Source organism: Prosthecobacter sp. (assembly GCF_044226605.1).
GTDB lineage: Bacteria > Verrucomicrobiota > Verrucomicrobiia > Verrucomicrobiales > Verrucomicrobiaceae > Prosthecobacter.
Genome location: NZ_JBGAGS010000022.1, coordinates 1 through 14925 on the forward strand (window position 1 = coordinate 1; position 14925 = coordinate 14925).

At 61.1% G+C, this 14925-nt stretch carries 12 protein-coding genes; 4 read left to right on the forward strand and 8 right to left on the reverse strand.

Annotation, left to right across the window (positions count from 1 at the left end; genetic code table 11):
- Positions 1–238: 238 nt before the first annotated feature.
- Positions 239–1213 (reverse strand): YHYH protein, encoded by a 975-nt coding sequence (locus tag ACILSO_RS25480; RefSeq protein WP_395740298.1) that lies wholly within the window; start codon positions 1211–1213, stop codon positions 239–241.
- Between the two features lie 109 nt (positions 1214–1322).
- Here ACILSO_RS25480 and ACILSO_RS25485 point away from each other — a divergent pair, with 109 nt between their 5' ends.
- Complete coding sequence (locus tag ACILSO_RS25485; RefSeq protein WP_395740299.1) at positions 1323–2504, forward strand: substrate-binding domain-containing protein; 1182 nt, start codon at positions 1323–1325, stop codon at positions 2502–2504.
- Positions 2505–2536: 32 nt separating this feature from the next.
- On the opposite strand, the gene ACILSO_RS25490 is transcribed toward ACILSO_RS25485, so the two are convergent.
- Complete coding sequence (locus ACILSO_RS25490) at positions 2537–3037, reverse strand: hypothetical protein (RefSeq protein ID WP_395740300.1); 501 nt, start codon at positions 3035–3037, stop codon at positions 2537–2539.
- A 314-nt stretch (positions 3038–3351) separates the two neighbouring features.
- Positions 3352–3831 carry a DUF2127 domain-containing protein gene (locus tag ACILSO_RS25495; RefSeq protein WP_395740301.1) on the reverse strand — a complete coding sequence of 160 codons (480 nt, stop codon included), beginning with the start codon at positions 3829–3831 and terminating at the stop codon, positions 3352–3354.
- Positions 3832–4443: 612 nt separating this feature from the next.
- Between ACILSO_RS25495 and ACILSO_RS25500 the strand changes: the two genes are divergently transcribed.
- Together ACILSO_RS25500 and ACILSO_RS25505 are read left to right on the forward strand one after the other, a co-directional pair.
- Positions 4444–5520 (forward strand): efflux RND transporter periplasmic adaptor subunit, encoded by a 1077-nt coding sequence (locus ACILSO_RS25500; protein WP_395740302.1) that lies wholly within the window; start codon positions 4444–4446, stop codon positions 5518–5520.
- A 42-nt stretch (positions 5521–5562) separates the two neighbouring features.
- Positions 5563–8769: an efflux RND transporter permease subunit gene (locus tag ACILSO_RS25505; RefSeq protein WP_395740303.1), complete on the forward strand. Its 3207-nt coding sequence runs from the start codon at positions 5563–5565 to the stop codon at positions 8767–8769.
- Positions 8770–8884: 115 nt separating this feature from the next.
- Here the strand turns inward: ACILSO_RS25505 and ACILSO_RS25510 are convergent, their stop codons facing one another.
- From ACILSO_RS25510 to ACILSO_RS25530, 5 genes are all read right to left on the reverse strand, one after another.
- The gene (locus ACILSO_RS25510; RefSeq protein ID WP_395740304.1) at positions 8885–9424 is read right to left on the reverse strand and encodes a hypothetical protein; all 540 of its coding nucleotides are present in this window, start codon (positions 9422–9424) and stop codon (positions 8885–8887) included.
- 56 nt (positions 9425–9480) lie between these two features.
- Positions 9481–10422 carry an FAD:protein FMN transferase gene (locus tag ACILSO_RS25515; RefSeq protein WP_395740305.1) on the reverse strand — a complete coding sequence of 314 codons (942 nt, stop codon included), beginning with the start codon at positions 10420–10422 and terminating at the stop codon, positions 9481–9483.
- A gap of 297 nt (positions 10423–10719) precedes the next feature.
- Positions 10720–11118, reverse strand: coding sequence for a hypothetical protein (locus ACILSO_RS25520; RefSeq protein WP_395740306.1), 399 nt, complete (start codon positions 11116–11118; stop codon positions 10720–10722).
- 28 nt (positions 11119–11146) lie between these two features.
- Positions 11147–11800: a GTP-binding protein gene (locus ACILSO_RS25525; protein ID WP_395740307.1), complete on the reverse strand. Its 654-nt coding sequence runs from the start codon at positions 11798–11800 to the stop codon at positions 11147–11149.
- A gap of 63 nt (positions 11801–11863) precedes the next feature.
- Positions 11864–13702: a hypothetical protein gene (locus tag ACILSO_RS25530; protein WP_395740308.1), complete on the reverse strand. Its 1839-nt coding sequence runs from the start codon at positions 13700–13702 to the stop codon at positions 11864–11866.
- Between the two features lie 460 nt (positions 13703–14162).
- On the opposite strand from ACILSO_RS25530, the gene ACILSO_RS25535 reads away from it, so the two are divergent.
- Entirely contained in the window at positions 14163–14690 is a 528-nt protein-coding gene (locus tag ACILSO_RS25535; RefSeq protein WP_395740309.1) for a hypothetical protein, read from the forward strand.
- Positions 14691–14925 lie beyond the last annotated feature (235 nt).

A 14925-nucleotide genomic window follows, 5' to 3' on the forward strand; every position in this document is an offset into this window, starting at 1 on the left:
GCATGGCGGCAGCATCTGCAGTTCGCTGCGATCAGTTCCTCGAAGGTGGCTCATGCCCATCTTGTTGCGCATGAACGCCCCCGGTCAAACCGGTGAAATAGTTTTCACACAGCCTGGACAGCCCGCCCTACCTGCGCTGGGCCTGCGCGTATGCGCGGCGCAGGGTAGGGAGGCTTGTCCTCAAGCCTCCGTCGAGCGTCTCATGGCGTACGCTTTCCGGAAATGAGCCGTGGGGATGTCAAAACGGAGGCGGGCCAAACCCTGGCGGTGGGCGCATTCCTGGTCCGCCGGGAGGTCCTCCAGGGCCGCCGGGGCCTCCTGGACCACCACGCCTGCCACGGCCGGGCGGGCCAAAGCCACCACCGGGAGGTCCACGGCGTTCAAAGCTGGCGTCGGGCGTGCCGGCAAACTGGCGCGGGATGTAGGGATAGGTGTCGGTGAGCACGTAGTGGTAGGTGCCCTCGGGAAACTCTTGCGTCACACCGAAGCGACCGTTGCTCGCATCCAGATCTCCTTTGCCCTCGATGTATTCGTAGTCCTGCACAAAGGCGCCGTCATACTTGCCACCGGGAGAGTCCGCGGGGCGCGTGCCTTTTTTGATGCCGTAGCTGGAGGCGAGTTTCTTCAGCGGGCTGCTGGCGTTTTTCGCCTCGCTGTGGCCCCACTGGTTATAGATGGGAAAGCCGTCCGCAGCCCAGCCCACGAGCACCATTTTGGTTTTGTCGCCACCGGCTTTTTCGACGAGACCGTTTGGGATGCCATGGTAATGATAGGCCCCGTTTGGCTGCACATGCGCGTTGCTGGCATCCAGCCCGAGATCGATCGCGCCGCCATGCGGTTCATACTGCCAGCCGCTGCCAGGATTTCCCTGCCACCACTCCGCGGCGAAGGGATCAAACACCACGCCATTCACCGCGATGCCAAAGGGCTGCATGCGAAAGGGCGAGGGCTTCTCCGCTACCTTCGGGTGCAGCGGCACTTTGTAGTCATAGCTCTGCGGCCCGATCACATTCGGATTGTGCCGGTTTGGAAACTGGCCCGGCGTGTGGTCAGGAATGCCATTGGCCTGAATGCGCCGGTATTGATCATCCGTGGTGATCTTCACCACATTGGGCGGCAACTGCGAAGACGCCGCGAGGCAGGCCGAGACAAAAACAGCACCGCCCATTTTCAGCAGGAGGGCAGGGGAGATGGAAGAGCGACGGGAACGCATGTTACACACATAACCCGTCCCCCGTTATTTCGTTACAAAAAATAATCTCAGTGCCTGCCACGACGATTCCTGCTTGCTTCCGGGGGCTGCTTCCCGTTTGCATCTCACCATGCGTCCACGCTCAAACCCCAGCCGCATCCCGCAGGTCGCCGTCCTCGTCGATACCTCACGTTCGTACGGGCGTGACATCGTGCGCGGCGTGCGGCGTTACGTGGCTGAGCATGGGCCGTGGTCGCTCTACCTTGAGCCGCGCGATCTGCGCAGCCGCTTCCCCGACTGGCTCAAAGACTGGCCCGGCGACGGCATCCTCTCCCGCACCGTCGATGACGCGCTGCTACGTCAGCTCAAGGCCACCAAGCTGCCCGTCATCGAGCTGCGCACCACCGTGCTGCCTCATTCGTTTCCCTTTGTCGGCATGGACAACAGCATCGTGGGCACCCGCGTGGCGGAGCATCTGCGCAATCGCGGCTTCCACCGCTTTGCCTGCTGCATCGACACCTCGGAGGCCTTCTTCGTTGAGCGCAGCGAGTTCTTCGCGAAGACGCTACGCGCGCATGGCTTTGAGTGCTCCGTGTTCAAATCGGGCGGCGCAGGCAAAAAAAAGTCTCTCCGCTGGGACGAACACCAGCGTGCGTTCTCCGAATGGCTCATCTCGTTGGAGAAGCCCGTGGGCATCTTTGCCGTGAATGATCAGCTCGGCTTCTGGCTGCTCGATGCCGCACGGCGTGCGGGCATCGCCGTGCCGGAAGAGGTCGCCGTCGTCGGCGCGGAGAATGACAACATGCTGTGCGACACCGCCTCGCCACCGCTTTCCAGCGTGCGTCTGCGCGGCCAGGCCGTGGGCTATGAGGCCGCGCGCATCCTCGATGAATGGATGTCCAAGCAGCGCATCCCAAAGCAGGGCGAAAAACACCTGCTCGCCCCCGGAGACATCGTCGTGCGTCAGTCCAGCGACATCGTCGCGGTGGAAGATCCCCGCATCGCCGCCGCCTTGCGATTCATCCGCCAGCATGCAACGGAACAGATCGACGTAACGCGTGTGGCACGCGAGACCGCCCTCTCACGCAGCGTGCTCGAGCGCCGCATGAAGGCACTCATTGGTCGCAGCCCCGGCGAAGAGATCAACCGCATCCGATTTGCCGCCGTGGAAAAGCTGCTCACGCAGACCGATCTCACGCTCGATGCCATTGCCGCTCGCTGCGGCTTCACCCATCCGCAATACATGGCCGAGGCCTTTCGCAAGCGCTCCGGCATGACTCCGGGAGAGTTCAGAAGACAGCGCTCGGTGTGAAGGGAATAAAGCAGCACGAAAAAGATGATGCATCAAGGAACGGGCTTCACACTTTTGAAGATCTTGCCCAGTGTTTCCAGGCTCTTCTCACTGTCTCGCTTTGAGATCCAGTACGTCACGGTGAGCAGCTTCCCACCGCCTGCATCGGTTGAGAGAAATCCAATCACCGTTGGTCCCCATTCCTTGCTGTTTCCGGTCCAGGAGAAGCGCTTCCATTTTCGCCCGTCATCCTCGAAATCTTTCGGTGTCTTAGTGGCGGTGTCCACGCTCACCCCGTACTTTTCCGTCAGCCATTTGATGCTGTCTTCGATGAGAGATTCCGTTTCCTCCTCCGCCACCACCTCCAGATAGATGCTGGCCACATTGTCCGGAGACTCGGCCAGCACGCCGATTTCGGACCTTTTCGGCATCCAGTCGTCCGGCAGGCTGGCAGTCACTGCGGGCATCACCTCCGGCAGCTTCATGGTGCCCGCAGGTGCCAGCGAAGGAAAGGCGGTGAGCAGCAGGGTCGCGGCGATCTGCGCAGGCTTCATGGCAATGAGACGGTTGTCATCCCTTCATCGCGTCTGCCCGCCGTGATGGTTCCTTGATTCTTCAGATGGGAAGGCGGGCACTGGATTCCGCTGTAAAAAAAAGCGGGGCGGATCACCCGATCCGCCCCGTTTTTTGGAAGTGCGTACCAACAGCCATGCAGGAACCACTCACTACTGAAATTTGTTTGTCAGACCGGCGGTCTTGCTCCGCTCTCGTTGTCTGGTGGTAGAGTCGCACAGCCCCCGCGGGATGTGTCAGAACGGTGTAAGACCTTGGCAAGGAAGTTGAAAATCGGCCGCTCCCGCACGCAGGTTCAGCCCACCTGCGCCTCCTTGGTGCGGCGTTTTTGCAGCAGCACTTTGGCCATGAGCAGCACGATCACCAGATTGACCACCAGCGCCGAGACGTGAACGAAGGTGACCTTCCGGTAGATCCCATACACCTCCAGCGGCAGGTAAATGCAGCCACCCACCAGCGCCAGCCACTCCGCCCAGGTTCGCTGTTTCCACAGCCCGTAGGCCTCCACCAGACGGATGGTGGAGTACAGCAGCGCCATCCCCGCCATCATCCACAGCCGCTGGTCATTGAGCGATGACATCAGGTCGATGAAAATATGCGGATACTTCCTCGCCGGATTCAGATGCATTTGTCTCACGACCTGCGCGCTCAGCTCGTGCAGATCCCGGTGCAGGAGCCCCAGCAAACCGAAGCCCGCCAAAAGTACAACAATCCCTTTGGCCGCTTCGAGTACCGCCACCACATCAAGACTTTTGCGCAGACCAGAAGAAGTCATGCACAAGCATGCGCCACAGGCTCGGGGCGGCAATGAGAAACCTAAGGGCCTGATTGCTTTTGCAGGGCTGCGCCTTAGTCCGAGGTCAAGGTGCAGCCTTTTCTGCGGGCTGCATTCATTTGAATGAGGGCACGAACAATGGACTCCTGTTCGAGTTCGTTGTCATCTGCTCGCCACGCTCTAAAAATGGGGCGGATTTCGAAGGAAAAATGACACCCTTTGAGCGGGGATGAACTGATCCTCTCAGTGCAGGACGTGGCATAGGAGATGTCATTAGCATTCGTCTGCTCCATCGCGCTCTTGTTCATGTCTCTGTTTCACGGCGCAGCGTTCGGAATGCTTCCTTTTTCACGCTTGGTATTCGGCATAGGCTTTCATCCTATCTGCGTCTTTGGTGTTATTCGCCCTTTGAGGGCCTCCACACGCCTCGCATGCACTCGTGCCCGCCGCCACGCGTTGCTTCACTTTACTTTGAAGCGTGTCGGCTTAGTATCGTGCATCCCTATGAGACCCCGATTGAAAAACGTTGTCGTCAGATTTTTTGAATCTGCTGGAAAATTCAAAACAGGAGGGCTTCAAGGTGCCGCATGGAAGGCGTTCATGTGCGTTGGCATGCTGGCCAGTTTCTCCCTCACCGGCTGCAAAGAGAGCGGCCACGCGCATGCACACGCGGAAGAGGAGGAGGAAGAGTCCCAGCTGCTGCTTACCAATCCGATCCGGCGTGACACCGATCTCAAGCATGAGTTTGTCTGCCAGATCCGCTCCTGCCGAAACATTGAGATCCGTGCTCTGGAGCGCGGCTATCTGGAGAAGATCTTCGTTAATGAAGGTCAGCTCGTCAAAGTGGGGGACCCGATGTTCAAGATCCTCGCGCTCGCCTATCAGGCCGAGCTGAAAAGTGCCGAGGCCGATGCCAAGGTCGCCCAGGTCAAATACGAAAACACCAAGCGCCTCACCGAAACGTCCGTCGTCTCGGACAAGGAACTGGCCATGGCCAAGGCTGAATGGGATGACAAGCTGGCTGCGGTCAATCTCAAGCAGGCCCATCTCGGCTTCACCGACATCAAGGCTCCGTTCTCCGGGCTCATGGACCGCCTGCGCCTCCGGAATGGCAGCCTCGTCAACGAGGGCGATCTGCTCACCACCCTCTCGGATAACAGCGAGATGTGGGTCTACTTCAATGTTCCCGAGGCCGAATACCTGGAGTACGCCTCTCATGAGCAGTCCGAAGAGAGCAAGCAGGTCAGCCTCATCATGGCCAACGGCCAGGTCTTCAACCAGAAAGGCCGCATCAATGTCATCGAAGGTGAGTTCGACAACCGCACCGGCACCATCCAGTTCCGCGCGGACTTCCCGAACCCCGACCGCCTCCTCCGCCATGGTGAGACCGGCAACATCCAGATGACCAAAGCTCTCAAAAACGTGGTGCTCATTCCGCAGAAGTCCACCTTCGAGCTCGATGGCGAGCACTATGCATTCACCGTGGACAAGGACGAAATCCTTCATCAGGTGAAGCTCACGGTCACCGATGAACTGGAGGACCTCTTCGTCGTCGGCAGTGGCGTCACCGAATCTGACCGAATCATTTTTGAAGGGCTGCGGCAGGCGCATGATGGTGCGAAGGCGCACGAGTATGAGTTTGTGAAGTCAGAAGAGGCGTACAAGCACCTCAAGCTGAAGGCTGAGTAAAGGCAGCCGTTTTACAGCGGCCGGACGAAAGATATCCAACCCATGTTTTCGAAGGTCCTCCAGCGGCCAGCTCTGGCTATTGTGATCTCATTGATCATCCTGTTTCTGGGAGGACTCTCGATCCTGCGGATGCCGGTGTCGCAGTTCCCTAATGTGGCCCCGGTGGTCGTGCTGGTGAACATCACCTACCCCGGTGCCAGCGCCAAGGTGCTGGAGGAGTCCGTGCTCAGCCAGCTGGACCTTTCCATCAATGGCGTGCAGGACATGAAGTACATGATCTCTGACGCCACCAGCGCCGGAGAGGCCACCATCCAGGTCGTTTTCCATCTGGGCACCGATCCGAACCAGGCCACCGTGAATGTGGTGAACCGCGTCAATCAGGTGAAAAACCAGCTTCCGCCGCTGGTGCAGCGGGAGGGCATCATCGTCACGAACGTCAGCCCCAACATGCTGATGTACCTGAACCTCTACAGCACGGACGAGAACGCGGACATGCAGTTCCTGTTCAACTACGCCTACATCAGCCTCCTGCCGGAGCTCAGCCGCATCCGAGGCGTCGGCTCCACCAGGATCCTCGGCACCCGGCAGTTCGCCATGCGCGTCTGGCTCAAGCCCGACCGCATGCGCGCCTACAACATCTCCACGGAGAAGATCATGAAAGCCCTGGAGGAGCAGAGTGTCATCGGCACGCCGGGGCGGCTCGGGCGTGCCGACAGCAGAGCCTCCCAGTCCCTCGAGTATGTGCTCACGTACAAAGGCAGGTACAGCAGGGCTGAGGAATATGAAAAAGTCATTCTCCGCGCCACCCGGCAGGGAGAAATTCTCCGCCTGAAAGACGTCGCGGACATCGAGCTCGGCAGCGAATTTTATGACCTCTATTCTGACCTGAACGGCCATCCTTCCGCCGCCATCGTCATCAAGCAGAGCTACGGCAGCAATGCCGCCGAAGTCATCAAGGCCATCAAGACCAAGCTCGAGCTGGTCAAGAAAAAGTCCTTCCCTGCCGGCATGGACTACGAGATCAGCTACGACGTCTCCGCCTTCCTCGACGCCTCCATTGAGAAGGTGCTGCACACCCTGGTGGAGGCCTTCGTGCTCGTGGCTCTCGTCGTCTTCGTTTTCCTGGGGGACTGGCGTTCCACGCTTATTCCCACTCTGGCGGTGCCCGTCTCGCTCGTGGGCGCTTTCTTCCTCATGCAGATGTTTGGGGTCAGCATCAATCTGATCACCCTCTTTGCCCTCGTCCTCGCCATCGGCATCGTCGTGGACGACCCCATCGTCGTCGTCGAGGCCGTACACGCACGCATGCACGGCACCAGTCTCACGCCCTATGAGGCCACCCTGCACGTCATTCAGGAGATTGCCGGTGCGGTCATCGCCATCACCCTCGTCATGACGGCGGTGTTTGTGCCCGTCACGTTCATGTCCGGACCTGTGGGGGTGTTCTACCGCCAGTTCTCCATCACCATGGCGGCGGCCATTGTGCTCTCCGGCGTCATGGCGCTCACGCTCACTCCGGTCCTTTGCGCCATGCTCCTGAGGAATGAGGGGCACGAGCCGCAGCCACGGCACCACCGCAAAGGTCCTGTTGCTTGGTTGCTCGGCCACTTTAACCGCATCTTTGACCGGATCACCGATGTTTACGTCAGCCTTCTCAAACTGATCGTCCACCGCCGTCTGGTCACCATCGCCGTTCTTGTCCTGGCCACGACCGCCGCCTACTTCATCAACAGCCAGCTTTCGCCCGGATTCATTCCCGCGGAAGACCAGGGCATGATTTACGCCATCATCCAGACTCCGCCCGGCTCCACCCTGGAGCGCACGTATGCGAAATCGCGTGAGCTGCGGGACATCGCCAAGAAGATCGAAGGCGTCAAATCCATCTCCTCGCTGGCCGGTTACGAAGTGCTCACGGAAGGCCGCGGATCCAATGCCGGCACCTGCCTCATCGACATGGAGGAATGGTCCAAGCGCAGCCGGACGGTGCCAGAGATAGTGCAGGAGCTAAAAGAAAAATGCCGCGCCATCGCCGGTGCCAAAATCGAATTTTACGAGCCCCCCGCCGTGCCCGGGTACGGTGCCGCGGGCGGATTCTCGCTTCGCCTCCTCGACATCACGAGCAGCGGCGACTACGACCGCCTGCAGGTTGTGAATGACCAGTTCATGGAGGCCCTGCACAAGCGCAAGGAGCTCAGCGGCCTCTTCACCTTCTTCAGCGCCAACTATCCCCAGATCGAGCTCGTCATTGACAACCAGGCCGCCATGCAGAAGGGCGTCTCGATCAAGACGGCCATGGATAATCTTGGCATCATGGTCGGCAGCACCTACGAGCAGGGCTTTGTGCGCTTTGGCCGCTTCTTCAAGCTCTACGTTCAGGCCGAGCCGCGCTACCGCGCCCTGCCGAAGGACCTCAAGGACATGTATGTGGGCAATGAAGACGGCGAGATGGTGCCTTACTCCGAATTCCTCACGCTCAAGGAGACGCAGGGTCTCAATGAAATCACCCGCTACAATGCCTACCCCGCGCCGTCCATCCAAGGCGCGCCCGCTCCCGGCTACAGCAGCGGAGACGCCATCAAGGCCATTCAGGAAGTCGCCGCCAAGACTCTGCCGCGCGGCTATGACATCGGCTGGGCCGGCCTGTCCTTTGATGAAGTCGACCGCGGCAATGAGGCGATTTACATCTTCATCGTCGTCATCCTGTTCGTCTATCTCGTCCTCGTCGGGCAGTATGAGAGCTTCGTCCTTCCGCTGGCCGTCATCCTCTCGCTGCCCATCGGTGTCATGGGCTCCTTCCTCCTGCTCAATACTATCGGCCTGGACAATGACATCTACGCCCAGGTCGGCCTCATCATGCTCGTGGGCCTGCTGGGAAAAAATGCCATCCTCATTGTCGAGTTCGCCTCGCAGCGTCATCAGAAAGGCATGTCCATCCGTGAGGCTGCCATCGAGGGTGCGCGCGTCCGTTTCCGCCCCATCTTGATGACCTCCTTCGCCTTCATCGCCGGCATGCTTCCACTGCTGCGCGCCTCGGGGGCCGGTGCCATTGCCAACAAGACCATTGGCGCCTCCGCAGCCGGCGGCATGCTGCTGGGCACCCTGGTCGGTCTGCTCATCATCCCCGGCCTGTTCTACATCTTCGCCACCATCGCCGACCGCAGCAAGCTTCTGCCAAATGTGCACAGCATGCCTCTCAGCGAAGTCGAAGACCGTCTTCCGCCCCCTGACAGCGGGGAGCCGCAGATCTAGGGGAGGCGATCGTGGGCAGGCGTCACGTCCTGAGGAACTCGAAAAAGAAGCGATAGTTTACGGGTGCTCTGTCTCACGCCGCCGGCTTTTCATAGGCGTCCAGCATCGCTACGGCTCACCGGCGATTCTCGCTCAGTTGAGCCAGCTTGTTTTTCCTGCGTTGTTCCAGCTCCAGAAATTCATGACGCAACAGATCGAAGAATCCGCCCTCGTAATCCTCGAATGAGTCTTCTTCGTGGGAATATCTTTGAATTTTGCCCTGCTGGTTGAAGCAATAAATGTCCGCATCTCCCACGACTTTCAGGATCGGCATGACCTGATGTCCCATTTCCTGAAACCTCTCGGTGGCAAGCTTGACCTGCATCCAATCGGGGGCTTCATCACTGAACGCATAAACATACAGGCCATACAAAAAACTCCAGAAGGGACCCACATCAAAAGCTTTGTGACGTGGCCAGTATTCCTCCCTCACCTCGAGGTAGAGGCCACCCCAGTACCCCGTTGCGTGGTACAGATAATCTTGGGGAAGGGGGATGCCGATGCTTGAAGCGTACTCCTTCAGTTCACGCTCCGCCGGGGCGTCTTTGCCGGCAGAAACGAGGTAGTAAACCTCTTTATCCCAGATCAGATTGATGATTTCTTCAGTCTTGTCCATAGGGGGCTCATCAGGGTTGTTGGATCTGTCATTATTTCACCTCAGCTCTTGTTAGCTCATTCCGCAAACTTCACCGTCACACCTTTCAGCTGTGCCGCTGCTTTCTCTCCGCGCTCCCGGCCCAGCACACACATCGCCGTGGCCAGTGCATCGCTCGTCGTGCAATCCGGCGCGATCACCGAGCAGGCGATTCGTTGGGTCAGTCCCATCCCCGTCTTTGGCGAAACGATGTGCGAGTACCGCGTGCCTTCGATCTCGGTAAACTGATACAGATCTCCTGAGGTCGAGACGCCGCAGTTGTGCAGGCGCACGGCGATGAGATCCTCCTCCGGCGACTCCTTCGTAAACTGTCGCAGCTTGATCTCCCATGCGTCCTCTCCCGGTGGCGGATCGCCGATGGCGATGTCTCCGCCCGCCATCACCAGCGCCCGTGTGATGCCATGCTCCCGCAGTACCTTCAGCCCCGCATCCGCCGCATAACCTTTGGCGATGCCTCCCACATCCAGCAGCATGCCCGGCTTTGTCAGCGTGAGAGTCTGCGCCTTTTCATCCAGCCGCACCGCGCGCCAATCCGTGGCGGCAAGCGCCTGCTGCAGGCGGTCTGCGGGCGGCAGCTTGTGAGTGCGCTTGGTGCGCCGCCACAGGTGGGTCAGATTTCCGCAGGTGATGTCAAACGCCCCCTCCGTCAGCTCCGCGAGTTCCTGCGACCGCTTCACCAGCGCATACAGATCCTCGCTTGGTTTAAAAGCCTTGTCCGGCCCCGCATTGCATAGCTGCATCAGCTCGCTGTTCGGCTCATAATCCGAGAACACGGCATTCAGGCCCGCGATCTTTTTGAACGCTGCCTCCACCGCCGCCTCCGCCTTCTCCCTGCTCTCCGAATGCAGAGAAATGCGGAAGGTGGTGAACATCAGCGGCGCGGAGAAATCAAAGCGCTCCAGCGCCCGCGCGGGAATGGCGCAGACGAGAAGGATCAAGAGAGGCAGAATGAAACGCACGGCAGGATGAAGACGCGAAAAGCGGAAAGCTCAAAGCCAATTAGACTTGTTTTCGGACAGCGCAGCGAGCAAATCGTAGGTTGGATGTGTTTGGCGTCGAAGGTTTGATTTTGCCCGCGATGGCCTCCGCCAAACCGTCCGACCCTGAGCGCATTCACGCGCAATGTTGCTTGCCGTACGCTGGCAGACGGGTGGGCTGTCGTCCTACGACAATCACATGCGCAACGAGGGGCTTGAAGATTTTATTCGAGCACAAGCCTGTTCACCCTCCACGTTCCCATTTCGCAGCCCCACCCCTCACCACGCCGGTTCCGCATGCAGCGCATCGGCCAGGCCCATGGTCGGCGCACTCATGGGCCGCACACGGGTCGTGATCGGCTTGGCCAGTCCCTGGCAGGCGATGCGCAGTTCCGGGATCACCGCCACGCTCTGGCAGCGCACCATGAGCACACGCCGCTGCGGCAGGCCGTGCAGATAGATGACTCCCGCCTCATGCAGCTGAATAATTTCCAGGCAGTCGCCACTCCCCGATCTCCGCCCCAACTCGCAGGCTGCTGCCAGAGTGGCATGCGCCAGCACCAGGATCGCGGCAGTCGGCGGCTCGCCGTGTCCGGCGCAATCCAGCAGCCGCCCTGCGTCATCGGCGATGGCCGCTTGAATGACTTCAGGCAGGGAGGCGAGGGCGGTGAGTTGCATGTTTAAAGTTAAAGGATTTAAGCTGGGTTCACGCAGCGAGGGCATGCGTCGGCAGCTCATGCGGCTTGGCGGAGGTGCTGTCCGGGGGCGCGGCGCGCAGGCGGAACTGATGCAGCACCGCCTGGGAGATGGCGTTCAGCGTTGCCAGCACGTTGCGGCCGCTGCGTGCGTCGGATTCAAAGCTGAGAAACGGCGTGGGCCGGTTGTTGAAAAGGTACTCCATGTACTCCACCGGCGCGGCATTGGGCAGATCGCGCTTGTTGTACTGAATGACGATGGGGAGCCGTTCGAGCGAGCTGTCGTTCATGCGCAGGTTGGCATCCAGGCTCTGCAGAGACTGCAGGTTGTCGCGCTGGCGGTCCATCTGCGAGTCCGCAACAAAGACCACGCCATCCGCCTGCCGCAGCACGAGCTGCAGCGTGGCATTGTACGTCACCTGTCCCGGCACTGTGTAGAGGTGGAAAGTGGTCTTGTACCCTGGCAGCGCATCGGCCTCCACGGCCAGGAAATCAAAAAACAGCGTGCGGTCCTGCGCGGTGGAGAGGGAGACCAGGTCGCTGCATCCATTCGGGTCCAGCTTGGCGTGGATCTGCTGGAGGTTGGACGTCTTCCCGCAGAGCGGAGAGCCGCAGTACACGATCTTGAAGCTGACCGTGCGGTCTTCGTGGTTGATGCTGGGCATGGCAGGAGAAAGAACGAATGACAGGGGATGAATTCCGCAGCCTGCCGCAGGAAAAAGGCCGGATCAGCCCAGCATGCGGGAGAGCTCTCGGGCGATGAGGGTGATCTTGTCGCGCATGCCCGTGGAGGGTTCGGCATCGTGCAGCACACCGATGATGGTTTCTCCCGGGAAGCAGAAGGTCAGCAGGCGGCCTCCAGCATTGAGCGTGAAAGTTTCCGCGCCTTCGATGCCGATCATCGGCGCCAGTCCGCGCAGCTGTCGCGCGATGTCCGGTGCCTGCCGTTGAAATTCCGCCGCATCGGGCTTGGAGGCATCTGCGTGGCTCAGAACATGGGAGCCATGCAGGCAGACGCAGGCGCTGAGGCCGGTCTGCAGGGCCAGCAGTTCCACGACGCGCGGCGCGGCCAGGTTTTCCTCCGTGCCAAGCAGGGCGCGCAGCAGCAGCTGGTCCGTCTGGGTATCCAGCGGTGCCAGGCCGAGGTAGGAATGTTTCACTGCCGCCATTTTTGCCGGGGCTGGAGCGGGTGCCGATGCCGGGGTTGGCTGTGAAAGGAAGGCGGCAGCGGGCTTCGGTTCTTTCGCCGCCGGGGCCGGTGCAGGAGTGTTGAAGAGTCCTCTCGATGCGGGTTGCAACATCGGAGCCGGCGGGGAGACGGCTGGGATCTCCTCCAGAGCTGGGGCAAAGGAAGGGGTGGGCTGGAACGGCGCAGGCGCGGGCGCAGAAGCCGCTGCGGGCGGGGCAAAAAAGCTCGCCGCAGGCTGCTTCTCAGGCGCTGGAGCAAAGGCGGGCGCAGGATGCTGCGTCGGCGGCACCTGTCCCAGCAATTGCGCACTGCTGAAGCCCGTTTCCATTGGCGCTTTCGAAGACAATGCGCCAGTCGCTGGGGAAGCAAATGGGTCGAAGGGTTTGGCCGTTCCTGCCAGGGGAGAGCTTGGCGTGCTGGTGCTGGCTGGTGGCTTGCCACCAAAGGCCTGGAAGGCCGAAGCCAGAGGTTGCATCGGCCCAGAGGGGATGGCCGGAGCCGGTGCCGCTGCTGGGGCAAAGAGCGACCCCGCAGCGGGCTGCGCAGCTGCCTGTGGAGGTTCCGCAGATGCCGCTGGAGCGAAGGCCGAAGGCGTGGCGCCAAAGGCAGACGCAGGTGCGGCTGGAGTGGGCGCTGGCGCAGCAAAGGAAAACTGCGGTGGCCCGCCCGAAGACTGCGCCGGGTTCAGAGTCAAAGCGGGCGCGGGTGCTTCCGATGGCGCGCTTTGGAGGAAGGGATTCAGCGCGGCTGCAAACATCGGCGTGGCCGGCGCTGCTGCGGGTGCTGCCAGGGGCTGGGGCGCAGCGGGCGCGAACAGGGACTGCGAATTCTGCGGGGGCGGCTGAGCGGGATTTTGCTGCGGGTTTGGCTGCACCGAGAGGCGCATGGGGCCGGGGGCGGCTGCCGGGGCAGGGGAAGGACTGGCAAGCATGCCTGCAGCGGCCGGGGCTGCGCTCATGTTGGTCAGTGCATGAAACACTTCATTCTGCGGCAGCTTGATGCGGCAGTCACGTCTGGCGGTGGTGAGGGTGTTGCGGAATCCAATGTCTGAAACTCCGTCGATCAGCAGGCCGAGTTCCACCACGATGTTTCCGGACGACATCTGCTCCTGCAGCACGTTTGCCGGCACACTCGTGGTGATCCATGCCGGCAGCGTGATCGGATTGAAGCCGAGTTCATCCATGCTGTATCCGCTCAATACCGTCGCGAATCCCAGCTTGGCCATGCCATTTGCCGAAAGGCCGTTGCCCGGAGCAGACGTTGGTGCTGGAGCGGGCACGGGTGCCGGTGCATGCGCTTGTGCCGCTGCGGGTGGCTGCGGTGCAGGCGCAAAGGCATTCATCGCCTGTGCCTCTGGCTGCGGGGCCGCTTCCTTCATGGCAGACACAAATGGAGAGCCAAACGGCATCGAAGGCGGTGCCGTCATGTCCGAAGGTGTGGACGCCCGCTGCTGCGCCTGCGGGGTGAACAGCACGGAAATGGATGCCTGAGGCTGGGCTCCTGAAGCCGCGAGATTTTCTGCGGGTGCCGGGGCAAACAAAGGGGCCGCTGTAGCTGCTGGCTGCTGTGGCTGACCAAAAGGCGAGCCTGCCGAACTCCCACCCAGCGCGAATGGCGAGCCTGCCGCAGGTGCGGGCGCGGTCTGCTGTGGCTGACCGAAAGGCGAATTTCCAAGGCCCCCGCCCAACGAAAAAGGCGATCCCGTAGCTGGCGCTGGCGCCGCCGCGGAGGCAGGCGGCTGTGCTTGGCCAAAAGGCGAGCCACCCGCATTTCCACCCATCGAAAACGGCGACCCTACAGGCGGCGCAGATGCCGCCGTCGAAGAAGGCTGCTGGGGCATGCTGAAGGGCGATCCCGCAGGACTGCCTCCGAGAGAAAAAGGAGATCCCCCCGGCGAGGCAGGTGCCGCCGCGGTCTGCTGCGGCATGCTAAACGGCGAACCTGCCGGACTGCCTCCCAGTGAAAACGGAGACGCCGCAGGCGTGGCTGGCGCTGCTGCGGAAGGAGACTGCTGCGGCATGCCGAAGGGAGACCCCGCAGGGCTTCCCCCAAGGGCGAAGGGAGATCCAGCAGGCATACCACTGGGCTGCGGCATGCTGAATGGTGAGCCTGCCGGGCTGCCGCCCAGAGAGAACGGCGATCCGCCAGGCTGTGCTGCACCCGGAGCCTCTGCGGCAGGGGGCGGCATTTGGAACGGCGAGCCTGCGGGTGCATGCGGCGTCGCCACCGGCTGCCCCAGGGAAAAAGGCGAAGGCGCAGCTCCGGGGGCTCCGGCGCTGCTTTCCTTGGCCTGTGCGATCAATCCTGGAAGCTTCGACGCAGGCAACTGCACCATGCGTGGATCCTGCGGCGAGATCGGCACCTGAAACAGGGCCGGGCACACGCGATACAGCTCAAACACGGGCAGAGCCGCCTGACCGCTCCGCAGCGCGTTTTCCAGCAGGGAAGGGGGGAGAGAAAGCGGCTGCTCTGCCGGCAGCGCCCCCATGCGCACCACTTCGGGTGGCAGTTGGTTGATCACATCTCCTACGGTGAGAGGAGAATGGGTTGGTGTGGCTCCTGCGATGCTGAAAGGGGACATTCCCGAGGCTGAATTGATAG